The sequence below is a fragment of the Micromonospora yangpuensis genome (assembly GCF_900091615.1).
GTDB classification, from domain to species: Bacteria; Actinomycetota; Actinomycetes; order Mycobacteriales; family Micromonosporaceae; genus Micromonospora; species Micromonospora yangpuensis.
The window spans coordinates 1,755,477-1,776,120 of sequence record NZ_FMIA01000002.1 but is presented as its reverse complement, the minus strand read 5'-3'; the positions used below and the strand labels follow the sequence as shown (position 1 = coordinate 1,776,120).

The window sequence follows — 20,644 nt, the reverse complement described above, 5'->3', positions numbered from 1 at the left end:
AGGGACCCGCCGGTGAAGCGGCCGACCATCGCCGACGTCGCCCGGCGTGCCGGGGTGTCCAAGGGTGCGGTCTCGTACGCCCTCAACGGCCAGCCCGGTGTCTCCGAGGCCACCCGGCAACGCATCCTGGCCATCGCCACGGAGATCGGGTTCAGCCCCAGCAGCGCCGCCCGGGCGCTCTCCGGCGCCACCGCCGAGGCGGTCGGGATGGCGCTGTGCCGGCCGGCGCGGACGCTGGGCATCGAGCCGTTCTTCATGGAGCTGATCAGTGGCGTGGAGGCTGAACTCTCCGCCCGGTCGTACGCGCTGACCCTGCAGGTGGTGGCCGACCCGGACGCGGAGATCGCGGTGTACCGGCGGTGGTGGGCCGAACGCCGGGTGGACGGGGTGCTCGTCTGCGACCTGCGCACCGACGACCGCCGGGTGCCCGCCCTGAGGAAGTTGCAGCTGCCGGCGGTGGTGATCGGCGGGCCTGGGTACACCGGCGGGTTGGCGCACGTCTGGTCCGACGACGCGGCGGCCCTGGTGGAGACGGTCGAGTACCTGGTCGCGCTCGGACACCGGCGGATCGCCCGGGTCGGCGGACTGCCGTCACTGCTGCACACCCGGACCCGGACCGAGGCCTTCGAGCAGGTGTGCCGGCGACTCGGGTTGACCGACGCGGCGACGGTCTCGTCGGACTACACAGGCGAGGAGGGGGCGCGGGCCACCCGACGGCTGCTCAGCTCGGCCACCCGGCCGACGGCGGTGATCTACGACAACGACGTGATGGCGATCGCCGGGCTGTCGGTGGCCCAGGAGATGGGGCTAGCGGTCCCCGCCGACGTGTCCATCGTGGCCTGGGACGACTCCCCGCTGTGCAAGTTGGTGCATCCGCCGTTGACCGCCCTCGGCCGGGACATCCCCGCCCTCGGCGCGTACGCGGCCCGGCAGTTGCTCGCCGTCATCGCCGGGCGGCCCGGCACCGGGGTGCAGGACGAGACGGCCCGGCTCACCCCGCGCGGCAGCACCGCTCCGCCGCGTACCCCCGGAGTGCCCTGAACCGGTTAAGCGAATTCAGCCGGCGGCCCCCGGCACCTCCGCCAGGTACGCCTCGACCCGCTCGGCGGTGGCCGGCCGAGCCAGCGCGTAGCCCTGCCCGTACCGGCAGCCAGCCCGGTACGCCCGGTCCACCTGGGCCGGGGACTCCAGCCGCTCGGCCACCAGCTCCAGCCCCAGCCGGGCGGCGAGCCCCACCACCGCGTCGACCATCGGTCGCGCCGACCCGAGCGGATCCGGGCGGATCTTCAGCAGGTCGAGCGGCAGCCGACGGAGCTGACTCAGCGAGGCGTGCTCGGTCCGGAAACCGTCAAGCGCGGTACGCACCCCGAGCGAGCGCAGTTCGCCGAGGCGGGCGGCGAGCGCGGTCTCCCCGGCTGCCAACCGGGGCTCGGCGACCTCGACCACCAGCCGGTCCCCGGCCAGACCGTGCTCGGCGAGGACGGCGGCGGTGTGCCTGACGAAATCCGTCGCGACCAGCTCCCGGGGCGTCACGTTGACCGCCATGAACAGGCGTGCGTCCCCCGCCGACCAGTCGGCGAGCTGCCGGCACGCCCGCCCGAGCACCCAGCGACCCACCTCGTCGACCAGGCCGAGGCTCTCGGCGACCGGCAGCAGCTCGGCGGGGTGCACGGTGCCCAGCACCGGGCTGCGCCACCGCAGCAGCGCCTCCGCGCCGACCGGGAGCCGGTCGGCCATCGCGAGCACCGGTTGGTAGACCAGGTCCAGCTCGCCCCGGGCCGCCGCGCCCGGCAGTTCCCGCTCCAGATCCAACCGCCGCAGCAACTGCTGTTCCAGCTGGGCGTCGTACCACTCGACGCGGTCCCGGCCGAGCTGCACGGCCCGCCGCCGGGCGAGGTCGGCCTGCCGCAGTACGTCGTCGGGGCCGCTGCCGGCGATCTCCGTCAACCCGATGCTGGTCCGCATCCGCACCACCGCACCGGCCACCCCGTACGGCACGGTCAGCGCGGCCAACAGCCTGGTGGCCAGCTCGTACGCCGGCACCGCCCCGGCCGGACTGAGCACGGCGAACTCGTCTCCGGTGAGCCGGGCGAGCAGGTCGCGTGCTCCGGCGGCGGCGCGCAGCCGCCGGGCCACCTCGATCAGCACCTCGTCCCCGGCAGCCCAACCCGGCCCGTCGTTGACCGCACCCAGCCCGTGCAGCTCGACGACGAGCACCGCACCCGATCCCCCGGGTCGGCCGGCACAGCGCGTCGCCAGCGCCCGGTACAGCTCGGCGCGGTTGGCCAGCCCGGTGAGCTGGTCGGTGGCCGCCAGGTGGTGCACCGTCCGTTCCAACCGCCGGCACTCGCCGACATCGCGCACATGCAGCACCACGGCGTCCAGCTCGGGCACCCCACGCTGGTCACTGACCGTGGACTCGGTCTCCCGCCAACCACCCTGACCGTCGGTCAACCGGGCCACCAGCAGGCCGGCCTCGACGTCGTGCCGGACCGCCGCGAGCCGGGCGGCCACCCGTTCCGCGTCGTCGGGATGCACCAGGTCGCGGAAGGGACGTCCCACCACGACCTCGTCGGCGAGGCCGAACAGGCGCGGGCCGGCGGGTGACTGCCACGCCACCCGCAACTCGTCGTCGAGGAGCAGGATCAGGTCCCGGGCCCCGGTCACCAGGGCACGCAGCCGGGCCTGCCGGGCGCTCCGGCGGGCCGCGTACCGGCGCTGGTCGGCGCCGCGCAGCAGTTCCCGGGCCACCAGGGGCGGGACCACGGCGAGGCAGAACAGCAGGGCGGTGGCGTCGAACCCCCCGACGGCCCGAAACTGGTGGCCACCGACCAGCAGGACCACCGTCGCCGGCACCACCGCCCGCAGCCACGTCCAGGCCCGACCGGCAGCCGGGCCGGGCTCCGGACCGACCACCCGCCGGGCCCCGGCCACCGCCAGCCACATCCCGAGTACCAGCGGCGGCACGCCCAGCAGCACCATCCGGTCGACGGCCGGCCCGGCCAGCTCAGTGGCCGGGCCGGTCAGGGCGGTGGCCGGGCCGGTCAACACGGTGGCCGGCTGGGTCAGGGGCGCGCTGAGGGCCGCGGTCAGCAGGAGCAGGCCGAGCAGGAGTAGCGCCGACGCACCCCGACAGACCGCCGCCGCGGGTCGCCGGTGCCGGCCGGTCAGCGCGGTCAACGCGACCGCGCCGAGCACCCCGGCGAGGATCGCCGCACCCGTCTGGACCTGCACCGGCGCGTCCGGCAACAGCAACGACGTGGCCAGGGCCAACCCCACCGCCGGTACGGCCGGATCAACGAGTTGCCGCAGCCGGTCCCGGGAAGCCAGCCGGGACCGACCCGGCAACAGGAACAGTGCGGTGCCAGCGCACCCCGCGACCAGCAGCAGACCGACCGCCACACCGGCCGCCCGCCACGGGGGACCGACCAACGCGGGCACGGCGGTGGTCAGCCCCGCGGTCACCACCGCCGCGTTCAGCAACACCACCACCCGCAGGGCTCGGACCTGCGGTGTCACCCCGGTCGACCAGGAGGTGCCAGCGGACCGGGCGACGCCGGCCAGCCACCGGACGCCGGCTGCCCGGGGCCTACCGGCCGCCTGGGGCGTACCGGGCGGGCGGGGCGTACCGGGCGGGCGGGGCGTACCGGGCGGGCGGGGCGTACTGGCCGGGCGGGGTGTACTAGCCGTCCGGGGTGTAGCGGGCGGGCGGCAGGCGCAGGCCAACCGGGACAGCCGGAGCGCCGCCGGGACCGCGCCGACGGCACCGGCGAGTGCCACCACGGCCAACGTCGGGACCAGGCCGACCGCACCCGCCGCGACGAGCAGGGCGGTCACCGTCAGCAGGGCGAGGCCACCCGTCGGACGGCGGAGCAGACCACGAAAGGGGTACGGGACGGGCACGGCAGTCGCCTTCGTGAGGGGGCACGGGGCTCGGTGCGTGTCGTTCTCAACAGACCCTGCCGAAGGAGGGTTACGGCCTTGAAGAGGCAAACGAAGTGATCCGCATCACTCAAACGCCTCGGACGCCCGCCACCCGACGGCCACTCGGGCCGAGCCACCGGCGGCGGTGACGGAGCGGCACGCCGCCGTTCAAGATCGACTCGGTTGGGCCGATGTTGCGGTGTCGGAGCCCATCCGACCCAGCCAGTTCAGCCCAACCGAGTCGATCAGGCTCCGGGGCGGGCCGCCTGCGGTCAGTCGTCCGGCAGGTGGGACGATCGGTGGGTGAGTCGCGCCGCAACCGTCCATTTCCGGCACAACCAGGCGCTCATGGTCGCGGCGGTCATCGCCACCATCGGCGCCCTACCACTGGCCACCGCCCGGTGGTATTTCCTGCCGCTGCTCCTGGTCCCCCTGGCCGTGGCGGTCTGGGGCTGGCGGGCCGGCACCCACGCCGACGCCCGGGAGCTCCGCCTGCGCGGGTTGGTCGGCCAACGCCGGATCCCCTGGGACCGGGTCGCCGAGCTGCTGGTCGACCGACGCGGCCGGGCCGTCGTCCGACTCGCCGACGGCACCGAGTTCGCCCTGCCCGCCGTACGCGGCAGCGACCTGCCCCGCCTGGTGGCCGTCACCGGCCAGTCCGTCACCGACGACCAGCCCTGACCCGTCCGCCAGACCGGCCTACCTACTTGGACGGGCCTACGCCGGGGCCAGCCGCCGACCGGGGGCCAGGATCAGTAGCCGGCGGGGCAACCCACGCCGGAGCCAGCCGCCGACCGGGAAGGGTCACGCCGGGAGCCAGCCGCCGACCGGGAAGGGTCACGCCGGGAGCCAGCCGCCGACCGGGAAGGGTCGCCCCGGGAGCCAGCCCTCGACCGGGGTGACCGGCGTCGGGGGCCAGGGTCAGTAGCCGTGGGTGACCTGGTTGATCAGCGGCTCACCGGCGGCGAAGCGGCGCAACTGCGCGCCGACCAGCCGGTACGCCCGGGGCAGCAGGCCGCGTACCGAGCCGGCGACGTGCGGGGTCAGCAGCACGTTCGGCAGCTCCCAGAGCGGATGACCGGCCGGCAGCGGCTCGGGGTCGGTGACGTCCAGCGCCGCCGAGATCCGGCCGGTGGACAGCTCCGCGACCAGCGCCGGAGTCCGGGTGACCGGGCCCCGGGCCGCGTTGACCAGGAGCGCGCCGTCGGGTAGCGCGGCGAGGAACCGCTCGTCGACCAGGCCCCGGGTCTGTGGCGTCAGCGGCACGAGAAGCACCACGACGTCCGCCGCCGGCAGCAGGTCGGGCAGGTCGTCGACGCCGTACACCCCCTCGTCGGGGCGGGCGGTCCGGGCGACCAGGGTGAAGGTGACCTCGAACGGGGCCAGCCGGTCGCGTACCGCCGTACCGATGGAACCGGCGCCGACGATCAGCACCCGCTTGCCGGCCAGCTCGTCGGTGGGCGCCACCTGGTCGTAGCTCCACTCGCCGCGCCCCTGGGCCCGCGCCATGGTGGGGAACCCGCGCAGCTGGGACAGGACCGCCGTGACCACCCACTCGGCGGTGGCCGAGTCGTGCACCCCCCGGGCGTCGCAGAGGGTCACCCCGTCGGGCACCCGTCCCACCCAGGCGTCGGCGCCAGCGGAGAGCAGCTGCACGGCCCGCAGGTCGGGCAGGCGGTCCAGCAACGCCGCGGCGTCCCCGCTGAGGAACGGCGGCACCCAGAACCGGACGCCGGCCAGCTCCGACGGCGGTCGTTGCGGGTCGTCGCACACCTCGACGGTGACGGTCGGCGGCAGCTCGCCGAGGAGGGTACGACCGGCGGGGTGCGGGATCCAGGCCTTCATCACCGCGACGATAGTGCGCCCACCCACCGCCCCGCCCGGCAGGAGCCCGCCGAACAGGGACAACCACGGGTGTCTCCAGGCAAAGATCTTGGAAGATTCCGGCCCCTGGAGGGGCGCGAATCTTCCAAGGTCTATTCTCCGGTCCCGGTGATCCCTTGCGCCCCGGTCCTGCCGAGGTGGGGCGGCTAGGCTGGTCCGGGTGAGCGTCCGTAGCCCGTACCACCGCACCGGCCGGCCCCACCCGACGCGCACCGGCCGGTCCGACGCGACACCGACGCAGGCCGGCCCGCTCGACGTGCGGCCGGAACAGGCCGGCCCGATCGACCCGACACCGGCAAGGCAGACCGGCCCGATCGACCCGACACCGGCAAGGCGGGCCGGCCGGGTCGACGCGACACCGCCGGGGCGTACCGGCCGGGTCCGGGCGGCGGCGGTGGTCGCCTGTGCGGCGCTGGTGCTGGCCGGGTGCAGCTTCGGCGAGCCTGAGCCGGATCCGGCGGGCGAGCCGCCCACCTTCCCCACCCCGTCGGCCTCGCCCGGTCGGAGCGAGGCCGAGCAGCAGGTGGTCGCGACCGTACTGGCCGAGGGCCTGCGGGTGCCCTGGGCGGTCGGCTTCCTGCCCGACGGCGCGGCGCTGGTCACCGAGCGGGACAGCGGCCGGATCCTGCAGGTCGGCCCGGACTCCGGGCCGGACGGGCTGGCCGTCTCCGTGGTGCAGACCATCGCCGACGTGGCCGCCGGCGGCGAGGGCGGGCTGCTCGGCATCGCCGTCTCCCCCGAGTTCGCCCAGGACCGGACGGTCTTCGTCTACTACACCACCGCCCGGGACAACCGGATCGCCCGGCTGGAGCTGGGCGGCCGGCCCACCCCGATCCTGACCGGCATCCCGAAGGCCGGCGTCCACAACGGCGGCGGGCTGGGCTTCGGCCCCGACGGTCAGCTCTACGCGACCACCGGCGACGCCGGTGACCGGGCCCAGGCCCAGGACCCGAAGAAGCTCGGCGGCAAGATCCTGCGGATCACCCGGGACGGTAAACCGGCCCCCGGCAATCCCGAGCCCGACTCCCCGGTCTGGTCGCAGGGGCACCGCAACGTGCAGGGTTTCGGCTGGGACCCCGAGGACCGGATGTACGCGGTGGAGTTCGGCCAGGGCACCTGGGACGAGCTCAACCGGATCACCAAGGGCGGCAACTACGGCTGGCCGAGGGTCGAGGGCCGGGCCGGGGACGACAGGTACACCGATCCGCTCGTCCAGTGGCCCCCCGGGCAGGCCTCCTGCGCCGGCCTGGCGGTCGCCGAGCGGGTGCTGGCCACCGCCTGCCTGCGCGGGGAGCGGCTCTGGTTGGTGGAGCTGACCAGCACGGGTACCGTCCTGGGTCAGCCCCGGGAGCTGCTCACCGGTCGGTACGGTCGACTGCGGGCGGCTGCCGTGGCACCGGACGGCTCGATCTGGGTGACCACCTCGAACCACGACGGTCGGGGTGACCCGGTGCCGGAGGACGACCGCATCCTGCGCCTGGTCTTCGCCGACGGTGGCGCCGGGCGGAGCTGACTCCGGAAAACTCCGGTTTGCCAAGATCTTTCATTGGGCAGGTCAGAATCTCGTTATGGACGACCAGGGGAACGACCAGGGCAGCACCCGGGACACCGGGGCGACCGACGGTGGACGCCGGTGGGCGCCACGGCTGCGGCGCCGGACCGGCCGGGGCACACCGGGCCGGCCCAGCGGGCTACGGCGGCTGGGCGTCGGCCTGGCGGTGCTGGCCGTCACCCTGACCGGAGTGGTGCTCGGGGTGCTGGGCGGCGGGCACGTCAGCACCGACATCGGGCCGTTCCGGGCCGAGTTGAGCCTGGCTCCGGCGCTGGACGGCGGCACCACCGTCGACATCCCCCCGCTCGGCTCGCTGCTGCTGGACAGCCACCGCGGACCGACGCACCTCAACGTGCAGCTCGGCGCGTTGGACCAGCGCCGCACCGAGGCGCTGATCGACGATCCGGCGAGCATCAGCCGGGCCAGCCAGTCCGCCGTCGAGGACGTCCGGCACGGCGTGATCCGCCTCGGTCTGCGTACCGTGGCGGTGGTGGTGCTGGTGACCCTGGTGCTGGCCGCGCTGGTGTTCCGCGACACCCGGCGGACGGCCTGGTCCGGCGGGCTCGCGCTGCTGGTCGTGGCGGCCAGCCTGGGCACCGCGGCCGGCACCGTCCGACCGCAGTCGATCGAGGAACCGCGCTACGAGGGCCTGCTGGTGAACGCACCGGCGATCGTCGGCGACGCCCGCAAGATCGCCAACGACTACACCAAGTACGCCGAGCAGCTGCGGCGGATCGTCGGCAACGTCAGCCAGCTCTACACCACCGTCTCCGCGCTGCCGGTGTACGAGCCGGAGCCCGGCACCACCCGGGTGCTGCACGTCTCCGACATGCACCTCAACCCGACCGGCTGGCAGCTGATCCGGACCGTGGTCGAGCAGTTCAACATCGACGTGGTGATCGACACCGGCGACATCACCGACTGGGGCAGCGAGCCGGAGGCCTCCTACGTCGGCTCGATCGCGCTGCTGCAGAAGCCGTACGTCTACATCCGGGGCAACCACGACTCGGGCCGGACCGCGGCGGCGGTGGCCCGGCAGCCCAACGCGGTCGTGCTTGACAACTCGACCACCACGGTGGCCGGGCTGACCATCGCCGGCATCGGCGACCCCCGGTTCACCCCGGACAAGAGCACCGCCCCGGCCGCCGGTGGGCTCAACGCGCCCACCGCCAACGAGCTGATCGGCAACGGCGAGACGCTGGCCACGACGGTGCGCAACTCGCCCCGGCCGGTGAATATCGCGCTGGTGCACGACCCGTCGGCGGCCGGTCCGCTGTCGGGCACCTGCCCGCTGGTGCTCTCCGGGCACACCCACGACCGGCAGGTGTCGACGCTGCCGCAGGAGCCCGGTCAGCAGCCCACCGAGCTGATGGTGCAGGGCTCCACCGGCGGTGCCGGGCTGCGTGGGCTGGAGGGCGAGAAGCCCACCCCGCTGACCATGAGCGTGCTCTACTTCGACACCGAGAAGCGGTTGCAGGCCTACGACGACATCACCGTCGGCGGCACCGGCCAGTCGCAGGTCAACCTGGAACGGCGGGTGGTGCAGGGCGCCAACCCGAGCCCCTCTCCCCCGGTGACCCCGACCCCCACCCCGGGCAGCCCCGGCACGCCCGGCCCCGGCACTCCGGCTCCCGGCGCGCCGGTCATCAGCCCGACCGGCTGACCACCGGCCACCGGCCACGCAACGGGCCTCCCTCTACCGAGAGGGAGGCCCGACGTGCGTACGGCTGTTCGGCGGGGTCAGCTCACGCCCAGCCGGGCCAGCACCAGCTCGCGGACGGTCTTGGCGTCGGCCTGACCACGGGTGGTCTTCATGACCGCGCCGACCAGCGCGCCCGCGGCGGCGACCTTGCCGCTGCGGATCTTGTCGGCGATGGCCGGGTTGGCGGCGATCGCCTCGTCCACGGCGGCGGTGAGCGCGCCGGTGTCGGAGACCACCTCCAGACCCCGGTTGGTCATGATCTCCGTCGGCGAACCCTCGCCGGCCACCACGCCCTCCAGGACGGTACGGGCCAGCTTGTCGTTGAGCTTGCCCGCGTCGACCAGCCCCTGCAGCTCGGCGACCTGCGCCGGGGTGGCCCCGATGTCGGCAAGCTCGGTACCGGTCTCGTTGGCCCGGCGGGACAGCTCGCCCAGCCACCACTTGCGGGCCGCGGCCGGGGTGGCCCCGGCGGCGACGGTGGCCTCGATCAGCTCGACGGCACCGGCGTTGAGCACCGACTGCATGTCGGAGTCGGAGAGCCCCCACTGCTCCTGGAGCCGGCGGCGGTGCAGCCGGGGCAGCTCCGGCAGGGCGGCCTTCAGCTCGGCCACCCAGGCGGCGTCCGGGGCGAGCGGGACCAGGTCCGGCTCCGGGAAGTACCGGTAGTCGGTGGCGGTCTCCTTGGAGCGGCCGGGCGTGGTGTCCCCGGTGTCCTCGTGGAAGTGCCGGGTCTCCTGGGTGATCCGGCCGCCCGCGTCGAGCACCGAGGCCTGACGCAGCATCTCCGAGCGGACCGCCCGCTCCACCGACCGCAGCGAGTTGACGTTCTTGGTCTCGGTCCGGGTGCCCCACTCCTGGCCGGGCAGGTTGAGGGAGGTGTTCACGTCGCAGCGCAGCGAGCCTTCCTCCATCCGTACGTCGGAGACGCCCAGCGAGCGCAGCACGTCACGCAGCTCGGTGACGTACGCCTTGGCCACCTCGGGGGCGAGCGCACCGGTGCCAGGGACCGGCTTGGTGACGATCTCGACAAGCGGGATGCCGGCCCGGTTGTAGTCCACCAGCGACTCGGTGGCACCGTGGATCCGACCGGTGGCCCCGCCGACGTGCAGGGTCTTGCCGGTGTCCTCCTCCAGGTGCACCCGCTCGATGCCGATCCGCACGATCTCGCCGTTCACCTCGACGTCGAGGTAACCGTCGACGCAGAGCGGCTCGTCGTACTGGCTGATCTGGAAGTTCTTCGGCATGTCCGGGTAGAAGTAGTTCTTCCGGGCGAACCGGCACCACTGGGCGATCGAGCAGTTCAACGCCAGGCCGATCCGGATGGTCGCCTCGATCGCGGCCTTGTTCGCCACCGGCAGACTGCCGGGCAGGCCGAGGCAGACCGGGCAGACCCGGGTGTTCGGCTCGCCGCCGAAGTCGGTCGGGCAGCCGCAGAACATCTTGGTGTTCGTGCCCAGCTCGACGTGGGTCTCCAGGCCGATCACCGGCTCGAAGCGGGCGACGACCTCGTCGTACGCGGGCAGTGTCGTGGTCATTGCGACGCTCCAGGCGCGATCCGGACAGAACCGGTCCAGCCTATCGGGGTTGCCACCCCACCCCACCGCCGGGTTTCACCGCCACCCCGCCGCAGTGGCATCACCACGGCACCGACGGGGTACGCATCGACGCATGACGAAAACGGGGCATGACCAACAGGCGGGACCGGCCTCGGCGGGACGGGGCCGACCGTACGGCGTGATCGGGCTGATCGTCGCGGTGGCCGTGGTGTTCTCGATGCTCACCACGGCGCTGGTCGGCGGTGCCGGCGACACGGAGGGGTTGCTGACGATCGCGCTGCTGTCGGCACTCCCACCCGCGGTCGGCGGGCTCGTCGCCCTGCTGCTCGCGCCGAAGCTGCTGCACCGGCTGCCGGACAACGGCCGGTCGCTGCCGCAGGTGAAGCGGGCGCTGCGCGAGGGCCGCTGCGACGATCCGCGGATCGACCGGCTGGCCCGGGCCGAGGCACACCGGCTGCGGCGGATGAACCGCTGGTGGCCGTGGCTGATGAGCGCCTTCGTGCTGGTGCAGCTCAGTCTGGCGGTGTTCGCCGACGGCCTGACCAACCGGATCGTCGGCGGGGTGGCTGCCGTGGTCTGGCTGGGGTTGCTGCTGGTCTGGCGACGCGCGGTCGGCCGGGCCGACCGCTACCTGACCGGGCTTTGAGGTGGTGACGGGACCAGCAACCGCCTCAAGCGGGACGGTAGCCCAGGGTCGTCAGCGCCTGCCGCGTGTCGGTCCACCACCGCTGATAGGCCGGAACCTGTTGTAGACGGTCCAGCGCCACGAGTTCACCCAACTGCACGTAGTGGTCTTCTCTGGACCGGCTCACGCGCTGCATCAGGTCATTCAGCACCCGCTTCGGGTCGCCCAACCGCTCGACGTGTGCGGGATTCGCGGGTAGGCCCATCGTCTCGTCCGTCCAGCCCCGCACGCCGAGCGCGTCGCGAAGGGCATCACCGTCAGCCAGTAGCCACGCCTCGGTTTCACGGACCGGCACCACCGCGACCATCTGCTCGACCCGATCACCCCACAGAGTCCGCAGCGGTGTTACCCACTCCCGTCTCACCCGGTCGGCATCCGCCCCCTGGTCCCGGTGAAAGAAGATCAGCGAGAAGGCGGCCCGGTTCTCGTCGACGAGATTGACCACGTCTTGGACCGAAGAGGGGCCCTTCCGGTCCCTCAGCACCTGCACGTCGGCGACCTCGACGGCGTCCTCAAAAGCGGTGTAGCAGAGTTGCGTGAGCGCTCGTCCCAGCAACCTCGGTAGAAACTGGTCGTCGGTGCGCCCCTCGGAGACCAGTGCGGAGGTGAGATACCGCATCAGGTGCCCAACTCCGCCTGCACCTCGAACTCGGCGATCTCACTCGGGCTTACCACGGCGCTCCTGAGCGCGTCATCGAAGGTGAGCTGCCGGGCGCCTGCGATGGCACGCCAACGGGAGATTCGGCTGGGCCGATGTCCTCGTTGCACCCGGCTGACCACGTCCATGAAAACGGCAGCGACTTCGCGATCGTCCAATGGTTGCAACGCGCGAAGAATCGCCGGGGAGTGACTACTTAGAATCAGCTGGGTGAGCGCAGCACCGTCAGTCGGGCTGTTGAGCGCCCGGTCGACCAGATTCCGGAGGTAGCGCACGAACTGGGCCAGTCGCTGCGGGAAGATCCCGTTCTCCGGCTCCTCGAAACAGATCAGACCTGCTCCTCGGGGATCGTAGAGCGCCGCCAGCAGGGCAATGGCACGGAGGGTGCCATCCGAGGCGACCCGTGCGGAGAACGGCGCTTCGTCCCGGGTCACCACCATGACCTGCCGCTGCCGACGGGCGTCGTCCTCACTCAACCGCACCCGGGTGACGCCGGGTATGACGGCCGCCAGATCGGCGGAGAGATCGTTGAGGACTCCGTCGGGTCTGTCGTCGGTCCCGGTCTCGTCCGCCAGCCTACGAAGGGTGTTGGCGAGGTGACCACCGTTGGCGGCGAGGTTGTCCGGATCGTCGTAGGAGTCCGGGGCACGGAGCGCGCTCGGGTCCAGGTGCAACAGTCGCCACGACTGCATCTCCCGCTTGAGCGCGTAGAGCAGCGGGAAATCGGTCGCGGTGGTCAGGCTCGACAGCACGGTCGCGGTGGCGGCCGACGCCGGAAGTCTCCGCTTACGCCCCTGGTTTCCCTGCTGTCTGATACTGAAGACCGGCCTGCCGGGGTCGTCTGTCTCGGTCTCCAACGGGTCTGCGCCCGGACGGTAGGCTCCCAACCGTTTCCGCTGCTCGGCGTTCCGGTGCTCCATCCACTTGTCGTCCGCCCGTCGGATACGGCGGACCACCTCCCGGACCACGTACGGCCGCTGGGAACCGCTCGGGGAGATGGATCGAAGCTCGATCTCCAGCTCGTACCGAAGTCGGGAGTGGTGGACCTCGGCGGTGTCGCCGAACGCATCGGTCACCGATCTGTCCAGCAACACCTCCGCCGCGAAGGCCATCGTGGTGAACGGAGGTCCCTCCGTCGGCCGGTGGAACAGGTCCACGACGTCACCCCGCATGTGCTGGGCGGCCTCCAGGACCGGATCACTCGCCAGCCGGCTCAGGAACTGGATCGCATCGAAGAGGTTCGACTTACCTGCGGCGTTACGGCCGATCACGACGAGGAAGGGCGGGACGTTCAGCTCGAAGTCTCGGAACGACTTGAAACCGTCGATCTCGATGCGCGTCAACATCCCGCCCCCCTGTCTCTACAGCGCCGGCGGGGTGAGGGTGCCGACCACCGACTCCAGGGCGGCGGCGACCCGGTACATCCGGTCGTCGGCCAGGGTCGGGGCCATGATCTGGAAGCCGACCGGGAGCCCGTCGGAGAGCCCGCACGGCACCGAGATGCCCGGCCCGCCGTACAGGTTGGTCGGGATGGTGTAGAGGTCGGCCAGGTACATCTGGTACGGGTCGGCGGTGCGCGCGCCGAGCGGGAACGCCACCGACGGGGTGGTCGGCGAGATCAGCGCGTCGACCCGCTCGAAGGCCGCGGTGAAGTCCCGGGTGATCAGCGTACGGACCTTCTGCGCCTGCCCGTAGTAGGCGTCGTAGTAGCCCGAGGAGAGCGCGTACGTGCCGAGCATGATCCGCCGCTTGACCTCGGGGCCGAAGCCGGCCTCCCGGGTGAGCTGCATGACCTCCTCCAGCGACCGGTTGCCGTCGTCGCCGACCCGCAGGCCGAACCGGACGCCGTCGAACCGGGCCAGGTTGGAGGAACACTCACTCGGCGCGATCAGGTAGTACGCCGGCAGCGCGTAGCTGAAGTGCGGGCAGGACACCTCGACGATCTCCGCGCCCAGCTTGGCCAGCGCGTCCACCGACTCCCGGAACGCGGCCAGCACGCCCGGCTCGGCACCGTCACCGGAGAACTCGGTCACCACGCCCAGCTTCACCCCGGTCAGGTCGCCGGTCGCGCCGAGCTTCGCCGCCGCCACCACGTCCGGCACCGGCTGCGGAATGCTCGTGGAGTCGCGCGGGTCGTGGCCGCCGATCACCTGGTGCAGCAGCGCGGCGTCCAGCACCGTACGGGCACACGGGCCGGGGGTGTCCAGCGAGGACGAGAAGGCCACCAGGCCGTACCGGGAGGTGCCGCCGTAGGTGGGTTTCGCGCCGACGGTGCCGGTGACCGCGCCGGGCTGGCGGATCGAGCCGCCGGTGTCCGAGCCGATCGCCAGCGGAGCCTCGTACGCGGCCAGCGCCGCCGCGCTGCCCCCACCGGAACCGCCGGGGATCCGGTCGGTGTCCCACGGGTTGCGGGTCGCGCCGTAGGCGGAGTACTCGGTGGAGGAGCCCATCGCGAACTCGTCCATGTTGGTCTTGCCGAGCATCACCGTGCCGGCCTCGCGCAGCCGCTGCACGATCGTGGCGTCGTACGGCGGACGCCAGCCCTCCAGGATCTTCGACCCGACGGTGGTCGGCACGCCCTTGGTGGTGAGTACGTCCTTGACCGCCACCGGTACGCCCGCGAGCGGCCCCAGCGGCTCACCGGCCGCCCGGCGCTCGTCGACCGCCCGCGCGGCCGACAACGCGCCCTCGGTGTCGACGTGCAGGAAGGCGCATACCCGGTCGTCGACCGCGGCGATGCGGTCCAGGTGGGCCTGGGTGACCTCGACGGCGGAGGTCTGCCCGTCGGCGACCAGCCCGGCCAGCTCGGTCGCGGTCATTCTGGTCAGGTCGCTCACGATGCCACATCCTCGTCCAGGATCCGGGGCACCCGGAACCGCTGCTGCTCGGCGTCGGGCGCGCCCGACAGCGCCTCGGCCGGGGTCAGGCCGGGCACCACCACGTCGTCGCGCAACACGTTGGTCAGCGGCACCGAGTGGGAGGTCGGCGGGATGTCCGCCGCGGCGACCTCGCCGACCTGTGCGACCGCCTGGAGGATCACGTCGAGCTGACCGGCGAAGGTGTCCAGCTCCTCCTCCGTCACGGCGAGCCGCGACAGTCGCGCCAGGTGCGCGACCTCCTCGCGGGAGATGGCGGCCATCGGTGCCCCCTTCGTGGCTGTCCTGCTGCGTCAAGCGAGTCTATTGTCCGGCGCTTTCGGCCTGCCGGCGGCTCCCACCGGCCCACCCGGTACGGGTCACGGCGGCACGGAGCGCCGGCTCCACGGGTGCGCCGGCCGGCACTCCGGCGGGCCCGCTCAACGGGCGTGCCGGCGCGGGATCTCGGTGTCGCCGCCGGCGCTCGGCCGCAACGGCCGGTACCGGGCCAGCCAGGCGGCCAGCTCCTCGGCGGGCATCGGCCGGGCGTGGAACCAGCCCTGGGCCACGTCGCAGCCGGCCGCGTGCAGCAGCCGCCAGGTCCGCTCGTCCTCCACCCCCTCGGCCACCACCCGCAGACCGAGCGCGCCGGCCAGGTCGATCATCGAGCGGACGATGGCCGCGTCGTCGGGGTCCTCGGCCATGCCGAGTACGAACGACCGGTCCACCTTCACCTCGGCCAGCGGCAGCCGACGCAGGTGCTGCATCGAGGAGTACCCGGTGCCGAAGTCGTCCAGGCTGATGGCCACCCCGATCTGGTGCAGCCGGGTGATGGTGGCCAACACCCGTCGGGGGTCGGCCATCAGCGCGCCCTCGGTGATCTCCACCTGGAGCCGGTCGGGGCGGATGCCGTACCTGGTCAACCGGTCGGCGATCTGGTCGGCGATCTCACCGCTGTGCAGGTCCCGGACGCTGACGTTGAGCGCCGCCCGCAGCTGGACCCCGGCGGCCGACCAGGCGGCGAGTTGGCCGAGCACGTCGTCCACCACCCGGCGGGTGAGCAGCCGCATCACCGCGGTCTGCTCGGCCACCCGGATCAGCTCCTCCGGGTCCACCATCCCGCGCCGGGGATGCCGCCACCGCAGCAACGCCTCCACCCCGACCACCTCGCCGGTGGCGATGGCGATCTGCGGTTGGTAGTACATGGTGATCTCGCCCGGGTCACCCAGCTCGGCCGCCCCGGTACGCCGGCCACCCGCCCGGCTGTCGTCACCACCCCGGCTCGCGGCCGTCGGCTGACTCCCGGCCCTCGGCTGACTCGCGGCCCTCGGCTGACTCGCGGCAGTCGACGGACTCGCGGCAGTCGGGGGGTTGTCGGCGGCCGGTTGCGGATCGGCGGTCGACCGCCGATCGGCGGTGGGCAGGTCGCCGGTGGCTGGCCGGGGGACGGTGGCGGCACCGGCGCGGCGGCGGGTCGGGTCGGCGTTGGTGATGATCCGGGCGATCAGCTCGTCGGGGACGCCGGTCACCGGCTGGGCCGGCCGACCGCGACGCCACCAGCGACGAAGCCGGTGACCCGACCACCGCGCCGCACCGTCCGAGCCCGCGCCGTCCGAGCCCGCACCGTCCGAGGCCGCGCCGTCCGAGCCCGCACCGTCCGAGCCCGCGCCGTCCGAGCCCGCACCGTCCGAGGCCGCGCCGTCCGAGCCCGCACCGTCCGAGCCCGCGCCACCCGGGGCACCCGGGGCCGGTCCTGCCGCAGACCCCGTCGACCCCGACGACGACGCCGGTCGAGGGTCGGGCACCGGAGCGGTGGTCGGTGTGTCGCCGGGTGCCGGCCCGGTCGGCTCCTCGTCCCCGCCCCGCCCGAGTACGGGCAGGGCGGTGGTGCCGGCGGGCAGGGCAGCGCCGTCGCCACCGCGTACCTCGGCCGGCTGGTCGTCGGCGGGCCGCGCGGCGGTGACCCCGCCCAGGTCGACCACTGGTGTTTCGCCAGCCGGCAGCGACCCGGCGGGCGGCGGGCCCGTGGGGGCCGGTGTGGTTTCCAGGACCCGGCGCAGGTCGGCCAGGAGGCTCAGGCGCTCGGCCGAGTTGTGGTCGGACTCGGCGGTGTAGACGGCGACGGTGTCGTTGCGGTGCTTGGCGTCGTACATGGCGACGTCCGCGTGCCGCATCAGGGTGGCGAAGTCCTCGCCGTGGTCGGGGTAGAGCGCGATCCCGATGGAACCCCCCACGTCCAACGGCAGACCGTCAAGCGACACCGGTTCGGCGAGCGTGGCCACCAGGGCGGCGGCCAGTTCCCGGGCCTCGTCGACGCCGGTCAAGCGGGGTGCGACGATGGCGAACTCGTCGCCACCGAGCCGGGCCACCAGCTCGCCGGCACCGACCGCGCCGGCCAGCCGGGCGCTCACCTCGACCAGGAGCCGGTCACCGACGGCATGGCCGAGCGCGTCGTTGACGTTCTTAAACCGGTCCAGGTCGATCAGGAGCAGGGCCAGGTACGCGTCGGGTACCCCCCGGGCGGCGCGTTCGGCGTGCAGGTGCACCTGCTCGGCGACCTCGGCCCGCAGGGCCTTGCGGTTGGGCAGCCCGGTGAGCGGGTCGAGGGAGCCGAGCTGTTCCTGCTCGGCGGAGAGCCGGGCCATCCGGTACACGGCGAAGAGAGGCACCAGCACCAGCGGGACCAGGGCGGCGCTGACCCGGGCGGCAGCGGTCAGGACCGGTGCGAGCAGCAGCAACGAGCCGGTGGTGAACACCTCGAAGCCGATCCCCTGCCGCAGGCCGGGCCACCACCGGTCGCCGAAGCGCAGCCGTACCGCCGTGCCGACCAGGACGTGGTTGACCACGAACCAACCCGCGGCGGCCACCCCCACCACCAGCACGTCGACCCAGCCCAACCGGGCGTCGACCGGCCCGTCCGCCCCGGATCGGAGCACACCCAGACCGGCGGCGAGCCGGAGCACGCCGTAGGCGACGGCGAGGGCGCAGACGTACTGCGCGGCGTTGAAGGCGGTCCGCCAGGCCGCGTGCCGCATCCGCCAGCCGGAGACCACCACCGCCGCCACCTGCACCACCACCGCCGGCCCCAACCCCCAACCGAGCAGGATCGCGAAGGTGAAGCAGGTGGACGGGAAGACCGCCGCGGTCTGCCGGCGCCCCTGCGGTACGAAGAGACGGGCGTCGCAGAGCACCGCCAGGCCGGCCATCACCCAACACGCCGCCGGCGGCACCGCCCACCGGTCCACGAGAGTGACCAGCGGAGCCACGCTGACCAGCAGAGCCGCCCCAACGGTCGCGGCCACGAAGCCGAAGAACGGCGTCACCCGGCCCGGAGGCACGGAGTTTCGCGGATCGACGGCCTCCATCGCACCTCCCGGGAGCGGGTTCACCCGGCGGGCCGTGCACCCGCCGCTCCCATGAAACGCCCCCGGTGCGGCATTTGCCGGTAGGACAGCCACGAATCGGTCGTAGTCGTAATTAAGTTGGTATTCTTCGCCCTGCGCCTACCTCGGCGGATATGTCACCAGCTGCGCAAAGATTCACGTTTGCCGCACTCACTCCTCGATCCGGGCCACCTCGCGGGCCGCCTCCGGACCAGCGTCGAGCAGCACCTGGAAACCCGCCTCGTCGAGAACCGGCACCTTGAGGCTGGCCGCCTTGTCGGCCTTCGACCCCGGGTTGTCCCCCACCACCACGAAACCGGTCTTCTTGGACACCGAGCCGCTCATCTTGCCGCCCCGGGTCTGGATGGCCTCGGCAGCCTGGTCACGGGAGAAGCCGGTGAGCGTGCCGGTCACCACCACGGTCAGCCCCTCCAGTGGTCGCGGCCCCTCGTCGACGGTCTCCTCCGCCATCCGTACCCCGGCCTCGGCCCACTTGCGGACCACCTCGCGGTGCCAGTCCACGGCGAACCACTCCCGGATGCTGACCGCGATCGTCGGGCCCACCCCGTCGACCGAGGAGAGCTCCTCCTCGCTCGCCGCCGCGATCGCCTCGACCGACCGGAAGTGCCGGGCCAACGCCTGCGCGGCGGTCGGACCGACGTGCCGGATGGAGAGCGCCACCAGCACCCGCCACAGCGGGCGCTGGCGCGCCTCGGCCAGGTTGTCCAGCAACTTGGCCGCGTTGGTGCCGAGGGTGCCGTCCTTGTTGACGAAGAACTCCGACCGGGCCAACTGCTCGGCGTCCAGGCCGAACAGGTCACCCTCGTCGGTGATGATCCGCGCGTCGAGCAGCGCCGCCGCTCCCTTGTAGCCGAGCACCTCGATGTCGAAGCCACCCCGGCCGGCCAGGTGGAAGACCCGCTCCCGCAGCTGCGCCGGGCAGGACCGGCTGTTCGGGCAGCGGATGTCGACGTCGCCGGACTTCGCCGGGGCCAGCGGGGTGCCGCAGGCCGGGCAGTGGGTCGGCATGACGAACGGCCGGGCGTCTGCCGGGCGTAGGTCGACCACCGGACCGAGCACCTCGGGGATGACGTCGCCGGCCTTGCGCAGCACCACGGTGTCGCCGATCAGCACCCCCTTGCGCTCGACCTCCCGGGCGTTGTGCAGGGTGGCGTACGCGACGGTCGAGCCGGCCACCTTGACCGGCGCGAGCACGGCCCGTGGGGTGACCCGCCCGGTGCGCCCCACCTCGACGTCGATGTCGAGCAGCGTGGTGTTGACCTCCTCCGGCGGATACTTGAAGGCGATCGCCCAGCGCGGCGCCCGGCTGGTCGAGCCGAGCCGACCCTGGATGGAGACCGGATCGACCTTGACCACCACCCCGTCGATCTCGTGCTCGACGTCGTGCCGGTGCGCGGCGTAGTAGGCGATGTACTCCGCCACCCCGGCCAGGTCAGGCACCACCCGCCACCGGTCGCTGGTCGGCAGCCCCCAGGCCCGCAGGGCCGCGTACGACTCGGACTGCGCAGTGGGCCGGAACCCCTCGCGGGCGCCGATGCCGTGCACGACCAGCCGCAACGGCCGCGAGGCGGTGATCCGGGGGTCCTTCTGCCGCAGGCTGCCGGCGGCGGCGTTGCGCGGATTGGCGAACGGCGCCTTGCCCTGCTCGACCAGGGACGCGTTGAGGCCGGCGAAGGCCTCGACCGGGAAGTAGATCTCGCCGCGCACCTCGATCAGCTCCGGCGGTGGGCCGTACTCGTCGGAGGGGGTGAGCCGGCCCGGCACGTCCCGGATGCTGCGCACGTTGGCGGTGACGTCCTCGCCGGTGCGCCCGTCGCCCCGGGTCGCCGCCCGGACCAGCCGACCCCGCCGGTAGGTGAGGTTGATCGCCAGGCCGTCGACCTTCGGCTCGCAGAGGTAGGGCACCGCCCCGCCGGCATCCCGCTCGACCCGCTCGGCCCACGCGGCCAACTCCTCGTCGGCGAAGGCGTTGTCCAGCGACATCATCCGCTCGGCGTGGGTGACCGGGGTGAAGTCGGTGGAGAAGGTGCCGCCGACCCGCTGGGTAGGTGAGTCCGGGGTACGCAGCGCCGGATACTGCCCCTCCAGCGCCTCCAGCTCGCGCAACTGACGGTCGAACTCGGCGTCGGTGATGGTCGGCGCGTCGAGCACGTAGTAGCGGTACTGGTGCTCGGTCAGGTCCTGGCTCAACGTGGCGTGCCGCTCCCGGGCCTGCGGGGGCGGCTCGGCGCCGGCCGCCGCCTCCTGTTCCGCGCTCACCTGTGCGGCACCGGCCTCCTCGGACACCCCGCTCCCCTCCGACACCGTTCCGTCGTCCCACACCGTTTCGTCGTCCGCCACCGCTTCGTCGTCCGCCACCGCCGACCCCCTCGACACCACGGGACCTCCCGTGCTCCGCTACCCCCGCACCGTATCGGGACGGTG

The 20,644-nt window shown here is 73.1% G+C and carries 14 protein-coding genes; 5 read left to right on the top strand and 9 right to left on the bottom strand.

Going from position 1 to position 20,644, the window contains the following annotated elements:
- The first annotated feature begins 12 nt into the window (after positions 1 to 12).
- Positions 13 to 1,041, top strand: coding sequence for a LacI family DNA-binding transcriptional regulator (locus GA0070617_RS08215; RefSeq protein ID WP_091435419.1), 1,029 nt, complete (start codon positions 13 to 15; stop codon positions 1,039 to 1,041).
- 15 nt (positions 1,042 to 1,056) lie between these two features.
- On the opposite strand, the gene GA0070617_RS08210 is transcribed toward GA0070617_RS08215, so the two are convergent.
- Positions 1,057 to 3,903 (bottom strand): putative bifunctional diguanylate cyclase/phosphodiesterase, encoded by a 2,847-nt coding sequence (locus GA0070617_RS08210; RefSeq protein ID WP_268239616.1) that lies wholly within the window; start codon positions 3,901 to 3,903, stop codon positions 1,057 to 1,059.
- 369 nt (positions 3,904 to 4,272) lie between these two features.
- Between GA0070617_RS08210 and GA0070617_RS08205 the strand changes: the two genes are divergently transcribed.
- Positions 4,273 to 4,605, top strand: a complete 333-nt coding sequence (locus GA0070617_RS08205; RefSeq protein ID WP_373868303.1) for a PH domain-containing protein — start codon at positions 4,273 to 4,275, stop codon at positions 4,603 to 4,605.
- A 240-nt stretch (positions 4,606 to 4,845) separates the two neighbouring features.
- On the opposite strand, the gene GA0070617_RS08200 is transcribed toward GA0070617_RS08205, so the two are convergent.
- On the bottom strand, positions 4,846 to 5,769 hold the full coding sequence (locus tag GA0070617_RS08200; protein WP_091435417.1) for a 2-hydroxyacid dehydrogenase: 924 nt from the start codon (positions 5,767 to 5,769) through the stop codon (positions 4,846 to 4,848).
- Positions 5,770 to 6,121: 352 nt separating this feature from the next.
- Between GA0070617_RS08200 and GA0070617_RS08195 the strand changes: the two genes are divergently transcribed.
- Together GA0070617_RS08195 and GA0070617_RS08190 are read left to right on the top strand one after the other, a co-directional pair.
- Positions 6,122 to 7,321: a PQQ-dependent sugar dehydrogenase gene (locus tag GA0070617_RS08195; protein WP_091446088.1), complete on the top strand. Its 1,200-nt coding sequence runs from the start codon at positions 6,122 to 6,124 to the stop codon at positions 7,319 to 7,321.
- Between the two features lie 55 nt (positions 7,322 to 7,376).
- Positions 7,377 to 9,023: a metallophosphoesterase gene (locus GA0070617_RS08190; RefSeq protein WP_091435416.1), complete on the top strand. Its 1,647-nt coding sequence runs from the start codon at positions 7,377 to 7,379 to the stop codon at positions 9,021 to 9,023.
- A gap of 77 nt (positions 9,024 to 9,100) precedes the next feature.
- Here GA0070617_RS08190 and gatB read toward each other — a convergent pair whose 3' ends face one another.
- The gene (gene gatB, locus GA0070617_RS08185) at positions 9,101 to 10,597 is read right to left on the bottom strand and encodes an Asp-tRNA(Asn)/Glu-tRNA(Gln) amidotransferase subunit GatB (protein WP_091435415.1); all 1,497 of its coding nucleotides are present in this window, start codon (positions 10,595 to 10,597) and stop codon (positions 9,101 to 9,103) included.
- Between the two features lie 133 nt (positions 10,598 to 10,730).
- On the opposite strand from gatB, the gene GA0070617_RS08180 reads away from it, so the two are divergent.
- Entirely contained in the window at positions 10,731 to 11,264 is a 534-nt protein-coding gene (locus tag GA0070617_RS08180; RefSeq protein ID WP_139135619.1) for a hypothetical protein, read from the top strand.
- 25 nt (positions 11,265 to 11,289) lie between these two features.
- Here the strand turns inward: GA0070617_RS08180 and GA0070617_RS08175 are convergent, their stop codons facing one another.
- The 6 genes from GA0070617_RS08175 to ligA form a co-directional block, all read right to left on the bottom strand.
- A complete protein-coding gene (locus GA0070617_RS08175; protein ID WP_091435413.1) occupies positions 11,290 to 11,922 on the bottom strand; it encodes a DUF4276 family protein in 633 nt (210 codons plus the stop codon).
- Positions 11,922 to 13,307 (bottom strand): AAA family ATPase, encoded by a 1,386-nt coding sequence (locus GA0070617_RS08170; protein ID WP_091435412.1) that lies wholly within the window; start codon positions 13,305 to 13,307, stop codon positions 11,922 to 11,924. Before GA0070617_RS08170 ends, GA0070617_RS08175 begins: the two co-directional genes overlap by 1 nt.
- Positions 13,308 to 13,322: 15 nt before the next feature.
- A complete protein-coding gene (gene gatA / locus GA0070617_RS08165; RefSeq protein WP_091435411.1) occupies positions 13,323 to 14,798 on the bottom strand; it encodes an Asp-tRNA(Asn)/Glu-tRNA(Gln) amidotransferase subunit GatA in 1,476 nt (491 codons plus the stop codon).
- Complete coding sequence (gene gatC, locus GA0070617_RS08160; RefSeq protein WP_091435410.1) at positions 14,795 to 15,100, bottom strand: Asp-tRNA(Asn)/Glu-tRNA(Gln) amidotransferase subunit GatC; 306 nt, start codon at positions 15,098 to 15,100, stop codon at positions 14,795 to 14,797. The genes gatA and gatC overlap by 4 nt, the downstream gene beginning before the upstream one ends.
- A gap of 156 nt (positions 15,101 to 15,256) precedes the next feature.
- Entirely contained in the window at positions 15,257 to 18,181 is a 2,925-nt protein-coding gene (locus GA0070617_RS08155; protein WP_091435409.1) for a bifunctional diguanylate cyclase/phosphodiesterase, read from the bottom strand.
- Positions 18,182 to 18,370: 189 nt separating this feature from the next.
- The gene (ligA, locus tag GA0070617_RS08150) at positions 18,371 to 20,506 is read right to left on the bottom strand and encodes an NAD-dependent DNA ligase LigA (RefSeq protein WP_091446086.1); all 2,136 of its coding nucleotides are present in this window, start codon (positions 20,504 to 20,506) and stop codon (positions 18,371 to 18,373) included.
- Positions 20,507 to 20,644 lie beyond the last annotated feature (138 nt).